The sequence below is a fragment of the Gilvimarinus sp. F26214L genome (assembly GCF_054401055.1).
Genome location: NZ_JBTIYG010000001.1, coordinates 173,286 through 195,228 on the forward strand (window position 1 = coordinate 173,286; position 21,943 = coordinate 195,228).

At 60.4% G+C, this 21,943-nt stretch carries 23 protein-coding genes; 8 read left to right on the plus strand and 15 right to left on the minus strand.

Features of this window, described 5'->3' with window-relative positions:
- Positions 1–104: 104 nt before the first annotated feature.
- Genes mnhG through ACURWW_RS00685 form a run of 3 tightly spaced genes read right to left on the minus strand, consistent with a single transcriptional unit; the run spans position 105 to position 1,168 of the window.
- Complete coding sequence (gene mnhG, locus ACURWW_RS00675) at positions 105–425, minus strand: monovalent cation/H(+) antiporter subunit G (protein WP_445615083.1); 321 nt, start codon at positions 423–425, stop codon at positions 105–107.
- Complete coding sequence (locus ACURWW_RS00680) at positions 425–697, minus strand: monovalent cation/H+ antiporter complex subunit F (protein ID WP_445615084.1); 273 nt, start codon at positions 695–697, stop codon at positions 425–427. The genes mnhG and ACURWW_RS00680 overlap by 1 nt, the downstream gene beginning before the upstream one ends.
- Positions 698–1,168: a Na+/H+ antiporter subunit E gene (locus tag ACURWW_RS00685; RefSeq protein ID WP_445615085.1), complete on the minus strand. Its 471-nt coding sequence runs from the start codon at positions 1,166–1,168 to the stop codon at positions 698–700.
- A gap of 246 nt (positions 1,169–1,414) precedes the next feature.
- Between ACURWW_RS00685 and ACURWW_RS00690 the strand changes: the two genes are divergently transcribed.
- The gene (locus tag ACURWW_RS00690) at positions 1,415–1,687 is read left to right on the plus strand and encodes a hypothetical protein (protein ID WP_445615086.1); all 273 of its coding nucleotides are present in this window, start codon (positions 1,415–1,417) and stop codon (positions 1,685–1,687) included.
- A gap of 79 nt (positions 1,688–1,766) precedes the next feature.
- Here ACURWW_RS00690 and ACURWW_RS00695 read toward each other — a convergent pair whose 3' ends face one another.
- Both ACURWW_RS00695 and ACURWW_RS00700 read right to left on the minus strand, forming a co-directional pair.
- Positions 1,767–2,732, minus strand: a complete 966-nt coding sequence (locus ACURWW_RS00695; RefSeq protein WP_445615087.1) for an NADP-dependent phosphogluconate dehydrogenase — start codon at positions 2,730–2,732, stop codon at positions 1,767–1,769.
- A 186-nt stretch (positions 2,733–2,918) separates the two neighbouring features.
- Positions 2,919–4,208, minus strand: a complete 1,290-nt coding sequence (locus tag ACURWW_RS00700) for a c-type cytochrome (protein WP_445615088.1) — start codon at positions 4,206–4,208, stop codon at positions 2,919–2,921.
- 249 nt (positions 4,209–4,457) lie between these two features.
- On the opposite strand from ACURWW_RS00700, the gene ACURWW_RS00705 reads away from it, so the two are divergent.
- The gene (locus ACURWW_RS00705; protein ID WP_445615089.1) at positions 4,458–5,774 is read left to right on the plus strand and encodes a DUF2254 domain-containing protein; all 1,317 of its coding nucleotides are present in this window, start codon (positions 4,458–4,460) and stop codon (positions 5,772–5,774) included.
- Positions 5,775–5,798: 24 nt separating this feature from the next.
- Here the strand turns inward: ACURWW_RS00705 and ACURWW_RS00710 are convergent, their stop codons facing one another.
- Positions 5,799–6,443 (minus strand): SOS response-associated peptidase, encoded by a 645-nt coding sequence (locus ACURWW_RS00710; RefSeq protein ID WP_445615090.1) that lies wholly within the window; start codon positions 6,441–6,443, stop codon positions 5,799–5,801.
- Between the two features lie 153 nt (positions 6,444–6,596).
- Here ACURWW_RS00710 and ACURWW_RS00715 point away from each other — a divergent pair, with 153 nt between their 5' ends.
- Both ACURWW_RS00715 and ACURWW_RS00720 read left to right on the plus strand, forming a co-directional pair.
- The gene (locus ACURWW_RS00715) at positions 6,597–7,073 is read left to right on the plus strand and encodes a DUF2243 domain-containing protein (protein ID WP_445615091.1); all 477 of its coding nucleotides are present in this window, start codon (positions 6,597–6,599) and stop codon (positions 7,071–7,073) included.
- Positions 7,070–7,849, plus strand: a complete 780-nt coding sequence (locus ACURWW_RS00720; RefSeq protein WP_445615092.1) for a cytochrome c oxidase assembly protein — start codon at positions 7,070–7,072, stop codon at positions 7,847–7,849. The genes ACURWW_RS00715 and ACURWW_RS00720 overlap by 4 nt, the downstream gene beginning before the upstream one ends.
- Before the next feature lie 32 nt (positions 7,850–7,881).
- On the opposite strand, the gene ACURWW_RS00725 is transcribed toward ACURWW_RS00720, so the two are convergent.
- The 6 genes from ACURWW_RS00725 to ACURWW_RS00750 form a co-directional block, all read right to left on the minus strand.
- Entirely contained in the window at positions 7,882–9,243 is a 1,362-nt protein-coding gene (locus tag ACURWW_RS00725) for an aspartate kinase (protein WP_445615093.1), read from the minus strand.
- Between the two features lie 29 nt (positions 9,244–9,272).
- Entirely contained in the window at positions 9,273–10,556 is a 1,284-nt protein-coding gene (gene ectB / locus ACURWW_RS00730; protein ID WP_445615094.1) for a diaminobutyrate--2-oxoglutarate transaminase, read from the minus strand.
- 246 nt (positions 10,557–10,802) lie between these two features.
- The gene (locus tag ACURWW_RS00735) at positions 10,803–11,588 is read right to left on the minus strand and encodes a BPSS1780 family membrane protein (RefSeq protein WP_445615095.1); all 786 of its coding nucleotides are present in this window, start codon (positions 11,586–11,588) and stop codon (positions 10,803–10,805) included.
- Between the two features lie 100 nt (positions 11,589–11,688).
- Complete coding sequence (locus tag ACURWW_RS00740; protein WP_445615096.1) at positions 11,689–13,152, minus strand: amidase; 1,464 nt, start codon at positions 13,150–13,152, stop codon at positions 11,689–11,691.
- Positions 13,153–13,289: 137 nt separating this feature from the next.
- Positions 13,290–13,736 (minus strand): hypothetical protein, encoded by a 447-nt coding sequence (locus ACURWW_RS00745; protein WP_445615097.1) that lies wholly within the window; start codon positions 13,734–13,736, stop codon positions 13,290–13,292.
- A gap of 35 nt (positions 13,737–13,771) precedes the next feature.
- A complete protein-coding gene (locus ACURWW_RS00750) occupies positions 13,772–14,704 on the minus strand; it encodes a lipid kinase (RefSeq protein WP_445615098.1) in 933 nt (310 codons plus the stop codon).
- Positions 14,705–15,094: 390 nt separating this feature from the next.
- On the opposite strand from ACURWW_RS00750, the gene ACURWW_RS00755 reads away from it, so the two are divergent.
- Positions 15,095–16,015 (plus strand): PRC-barrel domain-containing protein, encoded by a 921-nt coding sequence (locus tag ACURWW_RS00755; protein ID WP_445615099.1) that lies wholly within the window; start codon positions 15,095–15,097, stop codon positions 16,013–16,015.
- A gap of 124 nt (positions 16,016–16,139) precedes the next feature.
- The gene (locus ACURWW_RS00760) at positions 16,140–17,246 is read left to right on the plus strand and encodes a hypothetical protein (protein ID WP_458618425.1); all 1,107 of its coding nucleotides are present in this window, start codon (positions 16,140–16,142) and stop codon (positions 17,244–17,246) included.
- A 6-nt stretch (positions 17,247–17,252) separates the two neighbouring features.
- Here the strand turns inward: ACURWW_RS00760 and ACURWW_RS00765 are convergent, their stop codons facing one another.
- From ACURWW_RS00765 to ACURWW_RS00775, 3 genes are all read right to left on the minus strand, one after another.
- On the minus strand, positions 17,253–17,549 hold the full coding sequence (locus tag ACURWW_RS00765; protein WP_445615101.1) for an SET domain-containing protein: 297 nt from the start codon (positions 17,547–17,549) through the stop codon (positions 17,253–17,255).
- 177 nt (positions 17,550–17,726) lie between these two features.
- Positions 17,727–18,296 carry a hypothetical protein gene (locus ACURWW_RS00770; protein ID WP_445615102.1) on the minus strand — a complete coding sequence of 190 codons (570 nt, stop codon included), beginning with the start codon at positions 18,294–18,296 and terminating at the stop codon, positions 17,727–17,729.
- Between the two features lie 185 nt (positions 18,297–18,481).
- A complete protein-coding gene (locus tag ACURWW_RS00775) occupies positions 18,482–19,165 on the minus strand; it encodes an SDR family oxidoreductase (RefSeq protein ID WP_445615103.1) in 684 nt (227 codons plus the stop codon).
- 300 nt (positions 19,166–19,465) lie between these two features.
- Between ACURWW_RS00775 and ACURWW_RS00780 the strand changes: the two genes are divergently transcribed.
- Both ACURWW_RS00780 and ACURWW_RS00785 read left to right on the plus strand, forming a co-directional pair.
- Entirely contained in the window at positions 19,466–20,818 is a 1,353-nt protein-coding gene (locus tag ACURWW_RS00780) for a porin (RefSeq protein WP_445615104.1), read from the plus strand.
- 4 nt (positions 20,819–20,822) lie between these two features.
- The gene (locus tag ACURWW_RS00785; protein ID WP_445615105.1) at positions 20,823–21,941 is read left to right on the plus strand and encodes an ABC transporter substrate-binding protein; all 1,119 of its coding nucleotides are present in this window, start codon (positions 20,823–20,825) and stop codon (positions 21,939–21,941) included.
- The last annotated feature ends 2 nt before the right edge of the window (positions 21,942–21,943 follow it).

Below are 21,943 nucleotides of genomic sequence, written 5' to 3' on the forward strand. Positions count from 1 at the left end.
AAGTGCCCGTCCCTGCTCCGGTGGATGCGGGACTGGTGCTTCTATTGCCAAAATCCCTCCCCGCGTCGAAAAGCCGCTGGCGTTTCGCGCATAGGAAGGGGTGATCAGCTTGATTGTTTTTCGGAATCGACCAGCTTGGGTGTCAGCTTGCCGTGTCGGGCGGACTTCGCCAGGGCGTGGCTCGCCGTAGGGCTGGTCAACAATACAAACAGCAAAATCATCGTCAGCTTGGCCAGTTCCAGACTCCAGCCTGCAAGCAGCATCAAGCCAACCAGGATCAAACCCGTGGCAAGTGTTTCAGTAATACCCGCGGCATGCATTCGCGTGTAGAAATCCGGGAACCGCAGCACCCCGACGCCGCCGGTGAGAATCAGAAAGCTCCCCAGCGCGAGGCAGATGCCGCTGATGATTGTAAACAGATCCATCACGACTCGTCCTGCGCGAGCTTGCGCTCGTTGTATTCAAAATACCGGAGCACTCCGATCACGCTGATGAAATTGATCAAGGCGTATACCAGCGCAATATCGAGAAAGTCCGGGCGTCCGAACAAGTAGCCCATCACTGCGATCAACAGCACTGTTTTGGTGCCGAAAAGGTTGGCGGCCAGGATGCGATCGTAGATCGTTGGCCCGAGCAGCGCGCGGATCAGCGCCAGCGCCATCACGAACAGTATGGTCAGTGCGGTAACAGCTAACATCTATTTTTCCAACTGGCTGACACGGCGATCCATTTCCCCTTTGCGCAGATCAGCAATGTTGTCGCTGGTCAGCGAGTGAACGATGACCGTATCGCCCTGCAGGTCCATGGCCACGGTGCCCGGAGTGAGAGTAATGGAATTTGCGTAGATCACCTTGCCCATGTCGGTGCGCTGGCTCATCGGCAGCGATGCCATGCAGGGGCTGATTGCCGCGGGGCCGCGCCAGACCCGCACGGCCACATCGATGTTGCTGGCAACCAGCTGCCTGAGGAGCCACCAATAGTAGCCGGGCAGCTTGATAGTGAGGTGAAAAGGTTGGGATTCGTGGTCGACCACGTCCATCAGGTGCGCGATCCACACCACTACAATAACGGAGAGCAGCCCCAGCGCCAGCAGCAGGGCGGTGTAATGTCCGGAGTTCAGCAGCCAGATCAGGCTCAGGACGGTGAAAATACTGACTGTGTGCCGCATAGTGCTTCCGTTAAAATTACAACGTAACGTGAAATAGCGAGCAGAATATTCTAACGAAGGCGCCAGGCCCTGTATATCCACAGCCGGCACTTAATACTTTTTAACTTTGCTGATCAATAAATGAACGCATGGCCGCGAGAGCACCAATGGCATGGGTATTGAAAGCCACGAAAGCCCGGGAGAGTCTTTTGCTGCCGCGGCGGCCAGATCCATCGTCGGAGCCGCTGGCATAACGTGGAGGTTGATATGGGACATGCAGCGGACAAAACCCGCGACCACAAACTGATTCAACGCTGGGCCGAAGAGCGTGGCGGCCACCCCGCGGTGGTCGAGGGCACGGAAGACAAACAGGACGGTGCCGGCCTGCTGCGCATCAAGTTCGACGACAGCGAAGAGAACCTCAAGGACATCGAATGGGATGAATTCTTTGAAACTTTCGATGACCGGAGGCTGACCTTTCTCTACCAGAATGAGATGGAGGGTAAGCCAAGCCGGTTTTTCAAACTCATCCGCGAGTAACGCTGCCCCGCCAGGTTGCACCTTCCAGAGCTCCGAACCGGGCTAAGAGGCGCAGCCCCCCGGGGCAGTACGTTCAGTCTCAGTCCGCGTCAAGCCACGGCCCCACTCGCGCGCCACGGCGATACTGGGCCAGCACGGGGCTGGCGCCGTAGTCGAACTCGCCAAAACCGCGCCGCATCATTGCCACTACCCGCGCCCAGGTTGCGGATTGGTCGCGCGAGCTGAACAATTGCATCACCGATTGGGAGATCACTGGAACGGGGACTTCCATTCGCATCGCGTCTTCCACCAGCCAGTTCACTTCTCCCGTATCTTCCACGTAGTCCGACACCCCGCCGCTGCCCTCCTGACGCCGGTACTCCGCCGCCAGCAATTCCAGCAGCCAGGAGCGAATTACCGAGCCGTGGGTCCAGCCGTCCAGGATGTCCTGTACCGGCAAATCTTCGCGAAACGCCTCGAGCATGTGGACGCCCTCCCCGATGGCCTGGAGCATGCCGAACTCGATGCCATTGTGCACCAGCTTGACGTAATGACCGCTGCCGGGACTTCCACAATGCACAACGCCGCCAGGCACGGCGAGTTTCTGCAATAGGGGCGCCACCAGCTCGAATTGCTCGGCGGTGCCGCCCACCGTGAAATTTGCACCCGTGCGGGCGCCATGAACACCGCCGCTGGTGCCGACATCGATAAAGTGAATTCCGTGTTCGTCCCGGCACCGGCGATAGCGGCGGACAGAGTCGCCCCAGTATGAATTTCCTCCATCGATCACTACATCCCCGCGATCCAGGGAGGGTGTCAACTGGGCGAGCAGCTGATCGATGGCCGAACCCGCCGGCACGGAGACGAAAATGATGCGCGGAGGTTCCAGCCGTTGCCGCAGGCGTGACACGCGGTCAACGAGATCAACCCCCGCAGAGGCGAGTTCGTCGTCTGCCCCGGCGGGATCGTACCCCGCCACGTACAGCCCCTTGCCGAGCGCCTGTTGAGCCAGTGCACCGCCGAGGCGCCCCAGGCCCACCATGCCAAGCTGTGTTACTGCGTCCATGCTCTGCTCCGTGTCTGCGTGCGCGCTGCTTGAGGAAGGATGTCTATCAGAGACACTGGCTGCGCAGTGCTGTTTCCCCGGCACAGGCGAAAGGCCTTGGACCGGCGAGGGGGCGGGAATAGCTGAGTGAGAAAGTGATAAAAGGGAAAGACCGGGAGGGGCCAAGGCCTCTCCCGGCGGTCGCGACTATTTCATCTTCAGCACAACGATATCGTGGCTGCGCGGGTCCGTGGCGGCCCGAATCTCCGCCACATCTTCCGCTGTGACTTCGGAGGCCTGGTGACCCCAGGCACTGCGCATGAAGCTGACCACATCGGCAATCTGTCCGTCGTCGAGCAGGCCGCGGAAATACGGCATGTCATAGGTCTCGGCCTCTCCGCCAACTACCACCCGCAGGGAGCCGTTCAATGTCAGGTTGATGAGGGACGAAGGATCAGGGTCCATAACAACCGGGTTTCCAGCCAGGGGCGGCATGAATTCGCCGTGGCCACTGCCGTCATACAGGTGGCAGGAAACGCAGAACTCGTAGTAAACCTGGGAGCCCCGCTCTTCGAAATCAAACCGGGCGAGTTTGTCCGCCGAGGTGGAGTCATAGCTCCATTGCTCACCCTCGTCGTGGACTGCCGGCAGAGATTTCAGGTACACCGCCATTGCCCGGAGATCTCCGTCGGTCATGTACTGGGTGCTGTTGTTGACCACTTCCACCATGGTGCCGAACGCACTGCCCCAGCGGTTCTTGCCGGTTTTCAGAAACTGCACCACGTCATCTTCAGTCCAGCGGCCCAGGCCCACGTTGTGATCGCCAGTCAGCGGTGAAGCGGACCAATGATCCAGAGGCGCCCCGGCAAGAAAGGCGGAGTCGCTTTCGTCCAGACCCTGCTCCTGGAACAACAGGCCTCGTGGCGTATGACAGGCACCGCAATGGCCAAGCCCCTGGGTGAGATAAGCACCGCGATTCCACTCGTCGCTCTGGCTCTCGTCGGCCTCGTAACGATCTTCGTCAAGGGTGAGCATGTTCCAGATTGCCAGGGGCCAGCGCATGCTCAACCAGCCCGGGATTTCATTATCCTGGTTTGCCTGTCGGACCGGCTCCACCTCGTTCATGAAGAAGTCGTAGAGGGCCTGCATGTCGTCTTCGGTGATCTTGGCGTAGGAAGGATAAGGCATCGCGGGATAGAGCCGATGCCCATCCTTGGCAATGCCAAGGCGCATGGAGCGATCAAAATCCTCGAAGCTGTACTCTCCAATCCCGGTTTCCCTGTCGGGAGTGATGTTGGTTGTGTAAATCGCCCCCAGCATGGGCACCGCCATCTTCAGTCCGCCGGCAAAAGGTTCTCCATCTTCAATGGTGTGGCAGGCGGCGCAGTTGCCCACCCGCGCCAGGTACTCGCCCCGTGACATTTCGGGCTGGTCTTCAGCGCCCACATGGGCGGAGGCACAAAGGGCAAGTATCAGAAAGGCTCTCGATCGTTTCATTGTTATCCTTCCCATTCGGCTTATTATCCGGGTGGCATGTTATCTGATGGCATGTAGCGTCAACAGTGTAATTTAGAAATGGAAGAGGTGTCACGCCCCACGGACCTGGATTGGGCATGATGTTTCGGTCCGGGCCGGGGAATTCCGCGGTTTCACCGATTGAGGTTGCCCTGCTTACATTTTTTTACAGCTTTTGACCGACGGTACGGCCCTTGCCTGACCTTCCGGGAATCAACCGCGGAGTCAGGGATGACGCGACGCAGCATACTCCTGTCGGTCCGGGCAAGCCTCTGGTTCGTGCCGGTGCTGCTGTTCGCACTGAGTATCGCCGCCGCACTGGTCCTCGTTCAACTCGACCTGTGGCTGGATGCCAACGGCATCATCGGCTTGCCCGACACCCTCGCGGCGGACGCGGAAGGCGCGCGGCAGATTCTCTCGGTTATTGCCAGCTCAACCATCACCGTGGCCGGGGTGATATTCTCCATAACTATCGTCACCCTTTCCCTCGCCGCGGCCCAATACAGTCCCAGGGTTCTGCGCAGTTTCATGCGCGATCGAACCAACCAGACCGTCCTGGGCGTACTGGTGGGCGTCTTCACTTATGCCTTGCTGGTGATGCGTGCAATCCGGTCCGGGGACGCTCCCTTCGTGCCACAACTGGCACTGTGGTTTGGCATTCTGCTCATGCTGGTTGGACTGGCGTCCATCATCCTGTTCATTCATAACACCGCCGTCTCCATCCAGGCACCGGAAATTGTCGCGCGCATTTCCAGCGAAACAATCGAAGCACTGGACGAGGTGCGCAACCTTGCCCACGAAGATCGGGACGCGGAGGCGCTCCGGGAACTGCCGGACAATGCCGAGATTCGCGATCTGAAATGGGAAGGCGTGCCGGCAACACAATCGGGTTATGTACAGGATGTCGCCCTCAAGGCGCTCTTTGATCTGGCCTGCGAGCACGACCTGGTGCTCCGCGTGGACCGGGTGGTGGGCGATTTCGCCGTGGAGGGACGCCCCCTGATTTCGGTGACGGCACCTGAGCAGGTTCCGCGCGATGTGCGGAAAGAACTGGTGGAGCAATTCGGCATCAGCAGCTATCGCGCCGTGGACCAGGACCCTTCCTTCGGCATTCGACAACTGGTGGACATAGCCCTGAAAGCCCTGTCCCCGTCAATGAACGACACAACCACTGCCATCCACTGCATCGATCACCTGGGGGTCGTTCTGCACCACGCCGTGCGCGGGCCGGATCTTCCGCAAACTCATCGTTATGGGGGGCGCCTGCGCTTGATACTCAAGCGTCCAGGCAATGCTCGTTTCTTCGATCTCGCTTTCAACGAGATCCGTCAGTCCGCGGGCGGTAACGTCGCAGTGCTGCTGCGCCTGTTTCGGGTTCTGCGGGAGCTGCGCGAGACAATAACTGATCTCGAACTCCAGCGGGAACTCCGCAGGCACATCGAACTGATCAGCGCAAACATCGAACGGCATGTGCCCTGCGAAAGCGATCGCCGGGCACTGCTCACCTCCAAACGACGCTCCCTCGCCGCCACACCGATCGATGTCTGATTACGCTGCCTGATTACCAAGCTCCTATGCAGACGCCACGGGAGCGACGCATTGAGGCCCTTCGTTGCCAGGCTTCTTGGCGTAGTCGCTCACCGGGCGGTAGACCAGTCCGGGATATTCACCCGGCTCCAGCATTACTTCGATCGCCCCATCGTCCTGGTCCTCGTCGAGCCAGCCCTGCCAATCCGTCGGGTCCAGGATCAGCGGCATTCGGTCGTGAACCGGACGCACCCGGTCATTCGCTTCACAGGTAATGATGCTGAAACCCGAACCTGTCCAGATCCCCGCAAACGCAAAACCGCGACCGTCGTCATATTCAAACAGGTACCAGGGGCGCTTGCGGGCCCCTGCAGGGCCCTTGGGCTCGTAAAAACCATCGGCCATGACCAGACAGCGGCGATAGCGGGCAGAGTCGCGAAACATGCGACTTTGCAAAACACTCTCCGCGCGAGCGTTGATAACCGGCTGGTACTTGGACCAGGACGGTTTAAACCCCCAGAACAGGGGCTCACAGGCGGTCCGCCCTTCCCGCCTGAGAACCACCGGGCTGCGCTCACCGGGGCAGATGTTGAAGCGTGGAATAAACGCGCTGATGTCCCGCCAATAGGCATCCCAGGGAGGCTGGCAGGCGGCGTGAGGAGGTGTACGCAACAGGTAACGGCCACACATGTTCGAATGGTTCGGCTTGGGTGCAGGATTACGCCGGAGGGCCGGCTATTGGTTGGGAACAAATATCGCACGTAAAGTTGCCTGGCGAAACATGGGCGCGGCAACCCGGCGGCCCGGAGTGCCAATGGTTTGGTGAAATGTGATGGAGGCGGCGTGAGCAGAAATGGCACGCGAACACCGGAACAGACTCAATCCCTTTGGGCCGGCCTGCTGGTCGGCGTCGGATTGATGGCCGGTGTGGACGAAATCATTTTCCATCAGATACTGGCCTGGCATCATTTCTATGACCGTTCCACCGGCGCCATTGCCCTGATGTCCGACGGCTTGCTTCACGCGGCTGAGCTTGTGGTGATTGTTGCAGGATTTGTCCTTCTGTTGAACATTCGCAAGCGCGGGATGCTGGTGGGTCAATGGGCCTGGCCGGCACTGTTGATCGGCGCCGGCATTTTCCAGGTGTTCGATGGGATCGTCGATCACAAAATCCTGCGCACCCACCAGATTCGGTATGGGGTGGACAACCTGATTGTTTACGACCTGGTGTGGAATGCCTTTGGCGTGGTGCTGCTGGCCACCGGCCTGTGGATGCTCAGGCGTAACCGACAGCGCGTGAAAGCCGTTTCGGCCCCGTGAGTCCAGTGCCTGGCGTTGGCTGGTCATTGCTCTGTCTGCTCGCGCTGACCGCCCTGGGCCTGTATTGTGCCGCGCTTCGCCGGCAGCCGGACCACAAATATCGCTGGCCACGGGTTCGAGGTTGGTTGCTGGCCCTGGGCCTCGGTTTGGTTGCGCTTGCCACAGCACCACCGGTCAGCGAATTTGCCCACCAGGACTTGCGCGGCCACATGGCGCAGCATCTGTTGCTCGGGATGTTCGCGCCACTTGCCCTGGTGTTTGCGGCGCCGGTCAGCCTGCTGCTGCGCTCGCTACCGCGCCCCGCGGCCCGCCGTACACTGGCCGTTCTGCGCAGTCCCCCGCTTCGGGTCCTCAGTCATCCGGCCACGGCATCACTGCTGAACCTGGGAGGCATGTACCTTCTCTACCTGACCCCGCTGTTCCGGGAGAGCCTGCACAGCCCGGCGCTGCACGGCTTCATCAATCTGCACTTCCTGATAGCGGGCTGCCTTTTCACCTGGGCAATTGCCGGGCCCGACCCCGGCCCCAAGCGGCCTTCGCCCGGCTTTCGGCTGGTGGTGCTCGTTGTATCCATTGCCGCCCACGGGATTCTTGCCAAAGCAATGTACGCTTATGGATGGCCGGAGGGCACGGGATTCTCCGATGCGGAAATCCAGGCCGCCGCACAATGGATGTACTACGGCGGCGACCTGGCGGAACTGATCTTGTTGACCGCCCTGCTCCGATCCTGGGCGAAGCGGTGGTACGCGTCGAACCGCACGGGCGAGTTCTGTTAGGAGCTTGTTAAAAAAAAGTTCTCAACAGGCTGCTACGCGATCAGTGTCTTGTACAGAATTTCCAGAGCCGCGTCTCCGACGGCATTTTGTACCCCGATGTCGAAGCACACCTGGGAGGGGCTCAGGTCCAGCATCTCGATCGGAATATGCGCATCGGCCAGGGCGCTGAGGGCCGCAACCACCGGATAGGAGTTTCCTTTCAGACCCAGCCCCACCGGAGTAAGGATGGAGAGGTTGTAGACCACGTCCATAAAGTCCGGATTGAGTTTTTCTTCAATGCGGCGCCGCAGGTCATTGATGGTGCCGGTGAGGTCCTGCTGATTGACCACAACGGAGATATCGTCTTTGTCCGTCGGGTAGTGATAGGTCTGAATGCCGAAGTCCTGAAAAATTCGCAGCAACTCCGCAGTGAAACCGATTTCCTCCCCCAGCTGGTCCTTCTCGAGATAGATATAACCCATGTTGTCCAGGCGCGCGATTCCGACCACACCTTCTTCTTCCGGCACCCGCTCCGAAAGAATGACGGTGCCGCGGTCCTCGGGCCGGTTGGTGTTGCGAATGTGAATGGGGATTTTCCGCTCCCGGCACGGCAGCATGGCATTGAGGTGGAACACGTTGAAACCTTTTGACGAGAGCAGGCGAATCTCTTTGAAGGTCAGGCGGGGAATGGTGCGCGCTTCCGGAATCAGGCGCGGGTCCGCTTCAAAGACGCCACTCACGTCGGTCCAGTTTTCGTAACGGGTCGCGCTTACCGCATGGGCAATTTCGCTTCCGGTCAGATCCGACCCGCCCCGGGAGAACACCGCGACATCACCTTTACGGGTCACACCATAAAAACCTGGCACCACCACGATGTGCTCGTCGCTGGGGAGTTCAGCCAGTTGCTCGTACGCGCTCGGTTCCAGTGTCGCGTTCAGGTATTCCTCGCTGACCTGAAAGCCGATTTCCTCCGGCAAGCGGACCTCGGCCGTGGTCCCGCGCTGGGAGAAGTAAACCGCAATCACCCGCGCATTGTAGTGCTCGCCCCGGGATGCCAGGAACGCGACCCGGGCATCACCGGTCAGTTTCGATTCCAGGTCGCGGCGCAGTTCGGCCATCAACTCGGCCCCGTCGATCTCAAGATCATCGACGATCTGCTGAAAACGCCCGACCACTGCCTCGCGACTCGCGGTCGGATTAACGGGGATGCGTTGATCCCGAAAATGGGCTCCGTCCGTCGCGATGTTGATCAGATGATCCGTGAGCTTCTGTTCTTCCGGCTGGTTCCGTCCGGGGGCGGACACCACCACCACTCGCCGTCGGGGATCATCGGCAACGATGCGCCGCACTTTCTCGATTTGCACCGCGTTGGCCACCGAACTGCCACCGAACTTACACACCACCAAATCTTTCACAGGCTGAGCCTCACCTCCGTAAATCGTGTTCAGTGGACGTCGTCCCCACCCGAGAGTAGTTGCTGACGCTTGTGCAGCAGCGCCCCCAGCGATTCATCGATTATGGCAAGGCCCTCTCGGAGCAGTTCCTCGTCAATCAGCAGGGAGGGCAGGAATTTCAGAACCTGATCGTCTGCTCCGGCGGTCTCGATGATAAGCCCCCGCTCAAATGCCTCCCTGGAGGCCGCCGAAGCCACCCCGGTCTGCGGCAGCACCAGCCCCTGGACCATACCCAGCCCACGCACCCCGGCATTCAGGTCCGGGTGACGGCCGGCGATGGCTTCCAGTTCTGAGCGAAGAATCTCCCCCTTGTGTTTTACTGCCTTGGCCAGATCCTCGGTGTCCCAGTAGTTGAGCGCCTCGATTGCGGCGACGAACGCGAGGTTGTTGCCGCGGAAGGTTCCCGTGTGCTCGCCGGGCTGCCATTGGTCAAGCTCCGGGCGGATCAGCAGCAGGGCCATGGGGAGTCCGCCGCCGATGGATTTGGACAGTGTCACCATGTCGGGATGAATGCCCGCCCGCTCGAAGCTGAAGAAGGTCCCGGTACGGCCATTGCCCACTTGAATGTCGTCCACAATCAAGAGGATATCGAAGTCGCGACAGAGTTTTTCCAGTTCCTGCAGCCACTCTACACCGGCCACATTGATGCCGCCTTCCCCCTGCACGGTTTCCAGAATGATGGCCGCCGGAAGGTCAACGCCACTGCTGCCGTCTTCCAGGAAGCGGCGCAGATAATCAATGGTGTTCACGCCCTCGCCGAGGAAACCGTCGTAGGGCATGAAAGCCACGTTACTGCGCGAGCCGTAGGATTCATCCTTGTAACGATAGTTGCCCGTGACACCTAGCGCACCCAGGGTCAGGCCGTGATAACCGTTGGTAAATGAGATGATGTTTGAGCGGCGCTTGACCATTCGCGCCAACTTGAGGGCGGTTTCCACCGCATTGGTCCCTGTGGGACCGGTGAACTGAATCTTGTACTGCAGGTTGCGCGGCTGCAGAATCGTGTCCTTGAACTTGGTCAAAAAGGCACGTTTAGCCACGGTAGCCTTGTCCAGCCCGTGAACGATCCCGCCGCGCTCCAGGTAATCCACCATGGCCTGGGTCATCTGCGGATTGTTGTGTCCGTAATTGAGCGTGCCCGCCCCGGCAAAAAAGTCTATGTAGCGCGTGCCATGCTCGTCCCAGACTTCCGACCCCCGCGCCACGTCAAAAACCGCGGGGAATGACCGGACATAGCCCCGGACTTCCGATTCCATCTCCTCGAAAATTCTCATAACCGCCCTTCCTTTTCGGCCCGAATACGCTCCAGCGAACTCATGGGCTTGCATGCCTCGCGCCAGAATGCAGCAGGTAATCAGACCGAATGGGGATGGCTTTGTTTTGTCCGGGCGAATGCGAGAGGCGTCAGGCACCTGCGAACGCACGGGCAGGAGCGGCGTGGAATGAGGACAGGCTAGAGTGAAAAGACACCGGAGGAAGCGACAAACCCGTCGCTGCCTCCGGCGTAATGCTGAACTAACTCAGGATTCGATGTAAATGTCCTTATAGGCCCGATACATGGAACCAAAGGCGGTCGGCATAAGAACCAGCAGACCAAGCAGCAAGGGAATCGCCGCCAGGATGTAAAGAATGAAGAAGACGATCCCGTAGATCAGGAAGGGCACGATGTTCTTCAGACAGCCCTTGAAGCTCAGGCTCATCGCGCGGCCCACGGGTACATCGTTAAGAACGATGAGCATGGGAGCGAAGTAGATGGCCATCAGTAAGGGAATAAAGAAAAGCATCGCAATGAGAACGGGCAGCAGAACATTGCTCATGGAAAAGTTATCGATGAATTCCTGATTGGCCTCTGGGTTGGCGCTCATGGCAGCGCTGAACATCTGGCTGAACATGGGACCGAGGGCCACCAGCGCAAGCACGACACCGGCTATCGTAACAATCAAACCCAACAGCAGGAGCGATCCGAACTTCTGCTGAAAACCTGCAAAGAGATAGGACAGAGTCATGGGTTTACCTTCATCCTGAGCCCGGCAGCCGAGCATCAGGCCCCCGATCCAGACGTAGGTGAGCAATGTACTGATGGTGTTGATGAGCGGAACGATGCTCAGCACAATCATCAGTACAAAGCCGACGATGCACACCAGAATCCACTGCCCGGGGTCCTGCTTGAAGTGGGCGAAGCCCTCTGAGATCCACGCGACGCCGCGGCCGGCGCTTACCCCGCGCGGCTCACGGAGCTGGAAAGCCTCCGGACTGCTCGCGGGCTCCATGCTGGCTGCAGGTGCTGCATAGGGGTTATCTGTCATTGGTTTCTCCTTTTACTGACTTTTTGTCGTTGTGAATCGCTTTTTATTGTAGCTGAGCCCTTGGTAATTCTCTTCGCTTATTTGGCGGGAAATTCCGCGATCAGCTGCCGTATCCGGGCGGCGCGCGAAATCCGCCCGAGAGGCTCTCCAGGTGCCGGGCGAATTCAAGGCAGGTTCGATCCTCCAGGTAGGGGCCAACAATCTGAACTCCCACGGGCAGGCCGCTTGTGCTGAACCCCACGGGCACGACGGTCACCGGCAGATAAACCACACCGGTGAGGCCAACCCAGGCCAGGATGTCCGTGTAGGGAGTGGGTTGGCCATTAATGCTCAGGGTACGGGCATGGACGGGATTGGAATGATCGTGGGGAAACGGCAGGCTGTTAGTTACCGGGCACAGCAGGATGTCGAAGCGGGTGAAGAACTGCGCCCAGGCATGGCGCAACTGCATTCGCCGCTCATTGGCCTGCAGCCATTGGTTATGACTTTGAGTGGCGCCGCGGGCGAAGCGCACCCGGTAACTGCGATCCTCTGGACCGGCCGCGGCGGCAATTTCCGCCTGTTTCCGGAACGACCGCTCTGACATCCTGGCACCCAGAGCACCGGTCAGGAGCTGGTAGTACAGGTCGTAAGACTCACCGAACTGGACCCCTTCCGGGCGCGCCTGCTGATCAATCTTCGCACCCGCGTCTTGCAAGGTCCGGATCATGTCCGACAGGACACCGGCGATCTCCCGGTCCACAGGGCAGGCGTCATCATCCAGCCAGGCAGCAATACGAAACGAGCCCAGGTCCCGGTGCCGGGGTTCGGGAAGGTCCAGACGCCAGGCGACCCCCTCCTCCGGGTCCGGGCCGGCGGTCAGATCCAGGGCCAGCTCCAAATCGTCCACCGTGCGAGCCAGGGGACCCATCACCCCGATGTCGGCTTTCGACCGGCTGCCCGGCGGCCCCGGCACATGGCCCCGCGGCGGCACGATCCCGTAGCTCGGCTTGTGGCCGCAAACGCCACAAAAACTTGCTGGCGTACGGATGGAACCGCCGATGTCGCTGCCATACTCCAGCGCAGTGAGACCTGCGGCCAGGGCGGCGGCCGCGCCTCCCGAGGAACCGCCGGGAGTCCGGTCCAGATCCCAGGGGTTATTGGTGGTACCGTAAATTTCATTGTAGCTCTGCAGGTCCCCGGCCCACAGGGGAACATTGGATTTGCCCACGATGATGGCGCCCGCATCCAGTAAACGCTGGGCGGCAACGGCGTTGGATCGGGAGCGATAATCCTTGAGTTCCGTCGCGCCGGCTGTGGTCGGCATTCCGGCGATTTCGTAAGTCTCCTTGATGGTCATGGGCAGGCCGTGCAAAGGGCCCCAAAGCTCTCCGCGCGCATGGGCCGCATCCGCCTCCAGCGCCCGCTGCCGAGCCGATTCCGCGTCCAGGTACACAATGGCATTGAGGTCGGGGTTGTAACGGTTGATCCGCTCCAGCATGGCTTCCAGGGCGGCCACACTGGTGGTTTCGCCTTCGCGGATCCTGCGGGCCAGTTCCCCGGCGGACGGGTAGCCTGGTGACATGGTTGCTCCTGTTGTATTTTTTATAATCACGTAGGAAGGGTCGTCGCGGATTCTGCCCGCGAAAGCAGGCGGTACAGATCCGCTCAAAGAAAGTGTACTCGATTCGAATCGGGCTTGCCGAGCGGGCTTGTCGAGCTTCAGGCGGACGGGCGGGCCAGGAGATCCTGCAGACGCTCACGAACCGAGCGGAGATGGGCGTCGAAGCGCCCCATCAGGGTGCTGTTCTCCCACCCGGAGCGACGCAGAACACTCAAGCGCTCGAGCAGCTCACCCTCGCCCTCCATCCGCTGCCGTACGAGATCCTGGATTTCATCTTCGGAGAGACTCGCATGCACCCTGTGCAGAAGTTTCTCGACACTTTCCCGATCTTCGTCCGGCGCCGACGGCAGGTCCCCGGTCGCGCGTACGGCATCCTGAAGGTCCTCCACCAGGGTCTGCCGCTCCCCCGCGATAGCCCGGAGAATCCCGCTTGGCTTGTGACCCCTCAGGTATTCGGCGGCGTCCTGGTAGTGGTCGACGGACTTTTCGCTGGACACCAACAAGTCGTTGAGGGCCGCTTCCTGCTCACTGCGAATAATGCTCATGGGGGCAACAACCTCCCGGGTCGTCTCTTGATCATTCAATCCTCGAGAGGGACAAGCACAGTCAGAGCCCCGGGGATGACCTCCAGCACGGCTGGGGTGTGACTCACCCGCTCACCGTCAGCATGCACTTCGAGCTGTCTGGACGCGCGGATCTCAATCCGCCGGCCGGTGCGGGTAAAGGTCCGGTCCGCCAGGCCCTGCTTGCCCAACCGCAAAAGCGGCGCCAGTACCATGAGCTTCCACAAGGGCTGCGGTTTCAGGCTGTACAGATACAGGACACCGCTGTCGATGGTCGCTGCCTCATCCACCACGTTACCGCCGCCGTAAAATCGACCGTTACCGATAGTGAGATGTATGGAGCGTTGGCGATACCGGCGACCATCCACAACGATTTCCGCGCGAAACGCGTTCTTCCGTGCGAGCGCTTCCCACAGGGCCTTCAGATAACTCAAAACTCCCCAGGTTTTCTTCACCTCTTCCGTGAGCCGGTGAGTGATCTCCGTCCCCAGGCCGATGTTCACCGCATTGATAAAATACTCACCATTGACGCGCCCCAGATCCACTTTCTTCTGCCGTCCGTCCAGAATCACCTGCCCCGCCGCTTGCAGGTCCTCCGGAATTCCGAGGGACCGCGCCATGTCATTGGCTGTGCCGAGTGGCAGAATCGCCATGGGCTTCTGGTGGCGGACAACGGCCGGGACCGCAGAGTGCAGCGTACCGTCCCCTCCGGCAACCAGCACCAGGTCGACTTCGGAGCATTGTGCGGCCAGAATACGTTCGATCTCCTCCGCTGAGTCCGGGCTTTCCCGGCGCACTTCGATGCCCGCGCTCTCAAGCATCGCCAGAACCGCGCCGAGGTCCGTGTCCCCTCGCCGGCTGTGGGGATTTACCATCACCAGCACGCGTCGCACTGAGTTGGGCGAGTTGGCGAAAGAGCGACCTTCGGATTTGGCGTTGTGGGGCTGCATTCCCGGTCCGGAGTTCAGTTCTGGTAAGACCCGCATTACTGCGCTTGAATCTTGGTGCAATCCTCGAGCGTGCAATCCTCGCGCCAGAGCTTTGATCTGACCCACTCCTCCGGGCGCACTCCAGGTCACACTCATCGGTTGTAAGCCCTGGAAAACGGGCGGCGATTCTGTCATCCCAGGCTCCACCAAAGCCGGGGGCCGCGCCGGGCTGCAATCTTCGCTTTGGACTCACGCGACCGGTGCCCGCGGTGACTTCTCACAGACGTTTGGGAACGTTTCTCCGACGGAAGACGCGCGCGATTGCATCCCGCCCTTCCTGTAATCGCCTCTTCGGTGGTGCGGATGTTGCTGCTTCCGCCGCAAGCGCGCCCCAAACAGGAGGATTCCAACATGAATGACAGAATGAACCCGAGGCCGTTCCATGCTGGCCTGGCTCTGGTTGTCGCCACGGGCGCTCTGCTCCCGGCGCTCGCCGGTGCACAGCAGGACCGCCAGCCAGCTCGTCAGGACGACGGCACGGAGGTACGTGTGGAACAGGCTCAGCCCCGCGTCCAGGTGGAAGAAGGTGAAACGCGCGTGCGCGCCGAACAACAGGAAACCGACGTTCAGGTGCAGAGCGGTGAACCGGAAGTTTCGGTGGAGCAACCCGAGCCCGAGGTCAGCGTCGAGCAGCCTGAACCCCGGGTGACCATCGAGGAAGCGGAGCCGCGCGTGGTTGTGGAAACTGCCGAACCGGAGGTCGAGGTTATCGAGGCGGAGCCGGAAGTCATGGTGAACCGCCAGGAGCCGCAGATTCGCGTGGTAACCCAGGACGCGAGCGGCGAGCAGAAGAATGTGCAGGAGCTCCAGGCCGCGAACCAGGGCAACCAGACTCAGGGGCAACAGGCCCAACCTCAATCTTCCGGGCAAACGTCTCAGGCCGCTTCGAGCAGTTCCGATCAGCAGCGCTCCGCTCCCCAGACCTCCCGTCAGGTTGCCGATCTCCCGCTGGATGAGCTCGGCAATAAATCGGTCGTGAACGCCCAGGGAGAAAATCTGGGCTCGGTGGAGGACATCGTCGTGAGCGAAAGCGGGCAAGCGGGGTTCGTTGTCTCCGTCGGCGGCGTTCTCGGACTTGGCGCCGAGCAGGCGTTTATCCCAGTCGACGAGACCGCGCTGCAGGACGACAACATCGTGTGGGAAACACCGATGAACCTGCAGGAGATTTCCCAGAATGCGCGCTACAACGCCGACGCATATACCTCGGTTGCGGACGCTCAGGGCACGCTGGCCGAAGCCCGCAACGAAGCAACCCAGCGCGCCCGACGCTAGCAGGCTGTTGCCATCGGAACAGCCTGCTAGCCGAACCGAGAGGTTAGCCGGAGTAACCGGGACGTAATGCCAGCCGCTAACGCGCCAACTGGAAATTGAGGGATAACCGCTGAAGGAGATCAGGGTGAATACCATGAAGAGCAGAATGTCGAAACTGTGCAGCGTGGCGGCCGCCACTTTATTGCTGGCTGCTGCCGCCGACGCGCAACAGCAGCAACCCCAGCAACAGCCGCAGCAACAGCAACAAGGGTCCGAACAGCAGCCGGAACGGGGCCCGGCGCTCCAGGAGCAGCAGCCCGTGTCAGAGCAGGCTCCCGAGTTCGCTGAGTACGACAAGAACCAGGATGAGCGAATCGCCGACGAGGAGCTGGCCGAACTCAATCGCTCCCAGGGATTGAAACAGGAGGAGACCCTCAGCCGTTACGATGAGAATGACAATGAGGCTCTGGAGCAGACCGAGTTCCAGGCCATGACCGAAGACCTCGCTCAGGAACAGCGCACGGTTATTCGCGTCCAGCAGCAGCCTGTGAAAGTCACCGTCAACAAGCCCGCGGCACAGGTGACGGTGAATCAGGCGAGACCCGTCATTACGATCACCACGCGTGAACCCGACATCAGCGTCGAGCAGGAGGAACCCCAGGTATCGGTTCAGCAGCCACGTCCACAAGTCGATGTGGAGCAACCCGAGCCGCAAGTGAGCGTACAGCAGGCCCAACCCCAGGTGATGGTAGAGCCCAGTGAACCTCAGGTGGCGGTGGAGTCGAGCGAGCCCCAGGTGTCGGTGGAAACCGCACAGAGCCAGGACCAGCAATCAGCGCAAGCGGCCCGCGAGCAGCAACCCGCCCAGGAGCCCGCACCCGCTCAGCAGGAGCAGGACCGGCAACAGGTCGCACGGCAGGAACCCCCGCAGGCCCAGGGTGCGGTTTTCAGCAGTTCGGTCGCGGATCTGCGCGATGCATCGGTACTCGATGCCGCGGGGCGCGAGTTGGGTGAGGTGGCCGAAATCATCGTGAAGGAGGACGGAACCGAAGCGGGGATTCTTATCGATGCAGAGCAGGGATATGAATACGTTCCCCTCCATCAGGTGGCCATGCGTGGTTCACGGCTGATTCTGGATTCCCGCGCCCGGGCATCCGCCGTCAGCGAAAAAGAACTTCAGCAGGCGCGGTTCAACCGGATTCCCGCAACGGATCGCCCCCTCAGCGACTACATCCAGATGGCCCGCCGTTGAGCGGGCCTAGCGCCAGTCGTCGCCGTAGTGGTGAGTGAGTTCATCGCCCACCCGAATTCGTTTCAAGGCGACCACGGAAAGATCATCGTAATAGGCCACATTGGGCTTCGGGGAATGGTTGATGTAGCGCAGGCGGCAGGTAACGTCCACAGGCCCCCTGTCCAGCCACAAGGTATGGTCTCCCGGTATGCGGGTCCTGCGGGTTTTGCAGTAGCCGATCAGGGTACCTTTGGGAATATCGACGGTTGCAAACAGGCCCTTGCCATGGATGGTGCTCCGGGCGACTTTTAACGTTCGTTTCATCCGGCCCCCTGCTTCAGCTCAGGTTCAACATTGATTCACTGCGACCATGGAGCGTTGCATTGGTTGTGAAAAAAATCCTGGAGAAGAACGCTGGGATTGAAGCCTGGCTGGTGCAAACTGCGCGACAGCGGGTCGGGCACTCTGCCCGACCCGCGAAGAAGACGGGTGAGTCCGACCTCAGAACAGGATGGACAGCCGCAGACCTGCATCTTCCAGGTCGTAGTCATCACGGCGGTCATTATCGATGTCAGCGGTCAGGTACCGTGCCATCAGCTCCACACTGAGAGTCACCCCTTCGGGCAAGCGAAAATCCACACCGAAGGTCGGGCCCAGGCCGTAGAGCCGCATGGAGTCCCGGCTGCTTCGATCGCCGTCGACCTCAAACCCGCCCACGTAAGCACTGGCACCCATCCAGAATGCGAAATTACTGGTATTGACCGCCTTGAAACCAACGGTATTGGTCACGTTGATACCGTAGGCATCATCGTTCTGCCCGTTGTCATAATCGAGTTCCGCCGCGCTGTAACCCACGTTGAGGCGATAGTCGATAAATCGGCAATCGTTGCAGAAGCGCATGGTCAGATCCAGATTCTGTGCATCCACATCAAACTCGCCCGGTAAGCCGGAAATATCCGCCTGCCCGTGGCTTCCGCCAAAATTCAGCCCTACGTCCAGTGCGCTCGCCTGTGCTGCAACAAGAGCCCCCAAAACGAATACCAGTGACCTCACACCTTCGCCCAATTTCATTTCTCTTCCTTTGCGTTGTTCTGTTTTGTGAATTCTTGAACCGGCTTTGTATATTATTTATTGACGCGGTTCGCTCTGCCCGCGAACGCCGCGGCAAATGCCCGGCAAACACAGGCCCGGCAATTATAGCTGCTCGGGGGCGTGGGGAAAAATATTTGTGAGGCGGATCACAGACACTAGCCCAATCAGCGATTGACCCAGCCCCCACAGACGGGGAAAACCTGCCCTACAAAGCAGTTCGCATGGGCGCTGCACAGATAAGCCGCAAATTCGGCGTCCTCCCGGGCGCTCACCAGCCGCCCCAGGGGCACTTCGCGCTGTAACCGCTCCTGAAAGCGGGGGTTGGCCTGAATTTCCGGGGGGAAGTAGGTGGGATTGTCCACAAAGTTCTGGGCAATAGCGTTCACCTGGATATTATGGGGAGCCATCTCGACACCCAGTGCCTGGATGTAGGCAAGCTGAGCGCCCCGTGCCGCACTGTAGGTGGAAGCGCGTTTCATGCCGCGCAGGGCCGAGGCGCTGCCCATCAACAGTACCTTGCCCGAGCCCCGCTCCATCATCCGCGGCAGGGCCGCGCGGCACAGCCTTGGCAAGGGGTCCACCATCTCCGCAAAGGTGGTTCGCCACTCGTCTTCGTCCACCTCTACAGCCTTGGTTGTCGGAGCCGGAATCCCGAGATTGATCAGCAGCGCATCAATATCACCCGCGGCCGCAATCACTGCCGCGGCTGCTTCAGGTTGCTTGAGTGAATCCGAATTGGCAATTACCTCGGCGCCATGTTCGCGCAACACCTCGCAGAGCATCGGGCCCATGAAGGCCTCCGCCTGGGTTACCAGAATGCGTTTGTCAGTGAGCAGGTCGTTCGGCATGCTGCCTCCTTGTTCTGTTCCGGGATCTCGGGCGCTCCAGCCGCCCAGCTCGCTGCCCCTTCGTCGGATCACTTGAAGGGTCGGAGCCGGCGGCAGAAAAATTCTGCCTGCGACGCGGGCATTCCACAAGCAAACAGTTCGACCGGATCCGAGAACTTCGGCGAGTGCGAGCACGCGCCTGACCGGGCCGCCTCCTCGAGACGGCCTCGGGAGGGAAGCACGAGACCCGGCCACAGCGAACGAAGCCCCGCCCGCCGGGTCTCAGGTACGTGCTCACACGATCCCGAAAAGGTACATGGAATGACCATCCACACACCGGGACAACCTGCAGACTTCTTCAGGCTGGGATTGGCCCTCATGTGTTTATGGGGCAACGCGCAGGCGGCGGCCCAGGAGCAGGCACCCGCCGCTGCCGAGCCCGACGAGATGGAGGCTCTTCAGAACGAGGTCGAAAGGCTGCGCCAGCGGCTCGAGGAGGTGGAAATCCGTCAGCAACGGGAGTCCGCGCGGGTTCTTGAAGAGGCACTCGAGACCGCCCCCGCCGCAGGCGAGCCTGACGGCGGAACCCTGGACAATGCCTCACCCGGAACCGAACGGGCGCTGGCCACTCTGGCTGAGGCGGTGGAACCGGAGGTCACCATCGGCGGCGCCCTGCGCTTCAACTTCGTTCACCGGGACTTTGTGGATGCGTCCACCAGCAAACGGGGCGAAAGCGGGCTCGATATTTTTCGCCTCAACGTGGACGGTCAGGTAAACAACATTCTCATAGCCGCCGAATACCGCTTCTATTCCTACATGCACACCATTCGCTACGGCTGGCTCGGTTACGAATTCAGCGATGAAAGTCAGCTCCAGTTCGGCATTCATCAGGTGCCCTTCGGCCTGCTTCCCTACGCCTCACACAACGCCTGGTTCGGCGTTCCCTATTATGCGGGCCTGGCCGACGACTATGACATGGGCGTGAAGTACCTGCGCCAGGATGGCCCGTGGTCGACACACATAGCCTTCTACAAGAACGAGGAGCTGAATGACCCCACGGACCTGGGGCGCTACGGCTTCGATCTGGTACAGGTGGGAGAAGACCAACAGGAAGAGATCAACCGCCTGAACGCACGCGTCGCCTACACTTTCGGCGCCGGCAGTGACTGCGAGAACGAAGTGGGCGCCTCCGCCCAGACGGCCCAGATCTACGACGCTTCCATCGACCGGAAGGGCGATCACTGGGCGGCTGCCGCGCACCTGGACAGCCGTTGTGGCCGCTGGAACTTCCAGTTCGAGGCGGCCAGCTACCGATACGACCCGCCGGGCACCCAGTCGGGGGCCGTTCGCGTGGGTGCCTTCGAAAGCAGCTATCTGCTTGCGGAAGAGGCGGACATTGCAGTCGCCAATATTGCCTACAACCTGAACTCCCCATGGGAGCAAGTAGAGCAAATTATCTGCTACAACGACTACTCTCAACTTTTCAAGAACAACGGCGGTACCGATTCCCGAATCAACACCATCGGGTGCGGGATCGGCAGCGGCGCCCTCTTTACCTATGTGGACTACATCCTGGCCAACAATATGCCCTATTTTGGCGGCGGCTCAATGGCCACGGGAGGCGAGGACGAATGGCACGGACGGCTCAACATTAACATTGGATTCTACTGGTGACCTTATGCGAGTCCGCTCATTCGCAATCAAACCCCACACTCGTTTCTGCCGCCTGTTGGGGGTGGTGATTTCCGCTCTCGCCCTGGCGCTGCCCGCTGGCGCCGAGGAACTGAGCGTGGTGTCCTGGGATGGAAGCTACGTCAAGAGCCAGGTTCTCGGATTCATTCGCCCCTATGAGCGCAGCCGGAATGTGGATGTGGAAATCATCCAGTACAGCGGCGGGATCGAAGAAATTCGTCGCCAGGTCCGGGCCTGGAACGTTCGCTGGGATGTGGTGGACCTGGAACTGTTCGATGCCATCCGCGCCTGCAACGAAGGACTCCTGGTCAAAATAGATCCGGCGGACTTGCCGGCGGCTCCTGACGGCACGGCCGCTGTCGATGATTTTGTGGAGCCAGCGCTGATGGAATGCGGTGTGGGCAACGTAGTGGGGTCCACCGTAGTGGCCTACGACCGACAACGCCTGGAGCGGCCACCCCGGCACATTCGCGATTTCTTCAATGTGCGCGACTTCCCTGGGCGCAGGGGGCTGCGGCGCACCCCCCAGATCAACCTGGAATGGGCGTTGATTGCCGATGGCGTTGAGCGGCACCAAGTTTACGAAACATTGAGTACAGAAGAAGGCGTCAATCGCGCATTCAAAGTCCTCGACAGTCTCAAGCCCTACATCGACTGGTGGGAGAGTGGCGAAGACGCGATTCGATTGCTGGAGACGGGCCAGGTTGCCATGTCCTCCGTGTACAGCGGTCGCGTGTACGACGCGGTGAATCGCGGCGAACAACTGGATATTCTCTGGGACCACCAGATCTGGTTCTACGATGTCTGGGGCATTCCGCGCAACGGGGAGAATATCGAACAGGCTCTGGATTTCGTCCAGTTCGCCACTTCCACCGAAAGCCTGGCCCGACAGGCGAGCTACATCCCCTATGGCCCTGTGAGACATTCTTCACTGGAGTTGGTCGACGAGCGAATGCGGTCGATGTTGCCCACCGCCGAGGAGAATCTGGCCACCGCACTGGAGATCGACGCCCGGTGGTGGTCGGAGAACCTCGATCGCCTGAACCGCCGCTTTGAACGCTGGCTGGAACGGCCTGTCATGGTACCCCGCGACCTCCCGCGATAATG

Excerpts from the sequence above, each read along its gene's own strand:
- mnhG (WP_445615083.1), bottom strand. The coding sequence starts at position 425 with ATGGATCTGTTTACAATCATCAGCGGCATCTGCCTCGCGCTGGGGAGC.
- ACURWW_RS00680 (WP_445615084.1), bottom strand. The coding sequence starts at position 697 with ATGTTAGCTGTTACCGCACTGACCATACTGTTCGTGATGGCGCTGGCG.
- ACURWW_RS00685 (WP_445615085.1), bottom strand. The coding sequence starts at position 1,168 with ATGCGGCACACAGTCAGTATTTTCACCGTCCTGAGCCTGATCTGGCTG.
- ACURWW_RS00690 (WP_445615086.1), top strand. The coding sequence starts at position 1,415 with ATGGGACATGCAGCGGACAAAACCCGCGACCACAAACTGATTCAACGC.
- ACURWW_RS00695 (WP_445615087.1), bottom strand. The coding sequence starts at position 2,732 with ATGGACGCAGTAACACAGCTTGGCATGGTGGGCCTGGGGCGCCTCGGC.
- ACURWW_RS00700 (WP_445615088.1), bottom strand. The coding sequence starts at position 4,208 with ATGAAACGATCGAGAGCCTTTCTGATACTTGCCCTTTGTGCCTCCGCC.
- ACURWW_RS00705 (WP_445615089.1), top strand. The coding sequence starts at position 4,458 with ATGACGCGACGCAGCATACTCCTGTCGGTCCGGGCAAGCCTCTGGTTC.
- ACURWW_RS00710 (WP_445615090.1), bottom strand. The coding sequence starts at position 6,443 with ATGTGTGGCCGTTACCTGTTGCGTACACCTCCTCACGCCGCCTGCCAG.
- ectB (WP_445615094.1), bottom strand. The coding sequence starts at position 10,556 with ATGAGAATTTTCGAGGAGATGGAATCGGAAGTCCGGGGCTATGTCCGG.
- ACURWW_RS00735 (WP_445615095.1), bottom strand. The coding sequence starts at position 11,588 with ATGACAGATAACCCCTATGCAGCACCTGCAGCCAGCATGGAGCCCGCG.
- ACURWW_RS00740 (WP_445615096.1), bottom strand. The coding sequence starts at position 13,152 with ATGTCACCAGGCTACCCGTCCGCCGGGGAACTGGCCCGCAGGATCCGC.
- ACURWW_RS00745 (WP_445615097.1), bottom strand. The coding sequence starts at position 13,736 with ATGAGCATTATTCGCAGTGAGCAGGAAGCGGCCCTCAACGACTTGTTG.
- ACURWW_RS00750 (WP_445615098.1), bottom strand. The coding sequence starts at position 14,704 with ATGCAGCCCCACAACGCCAAATCCGAAGGTCGCTCTTTCGCCAACTCG.
- ACURWW_RS00755 (WP_445615099.1), top strand. The coding sequence starts at position 15,095 with ATGAATGACAGAATGAACCCGAGGCCGTTCCATGCTGGCCTGGCTCTG.
- ACURWW_RS00765 (WP_445615101.1), bottom strand. The coding sequence starts at position 17,549 with ATGAAACGAACGTTAAAAGTCGCCCGGAGCACCATCCATGGCAAGGGC.
- ACURWW_RS00770 (WP_445615102.1), bottom strand. The coding sequence starts at position 18,296 with ATGAAATTGGGCGAAGGTGTGAGGTCACTGGTATTCGTTTTGGGGGCT.
- ACURWW_RS00775 (WP_445615103.1), bottom strand. The coding sequence starts at position 19,165 with ATGCCGAACGACCTGCTCACTGACAAACGCATTCTGGTAACCCAGGCG.
- ACURWW_RS00780 (WP_445615104.1), top strand. The coding sequence starts at position 19,466 with ATGACCATCCACACACCGGGACAACCTGCAGACTTCTTCAGGCTGGGA.
- ACURWW_RS00785 (WP_445615105.1), top strand. The coding sequence starts at position 20,823 with ATGCGAGTCCGCTCATTCGCAATCAAACCCCACACTCGTTTCTGCCGC.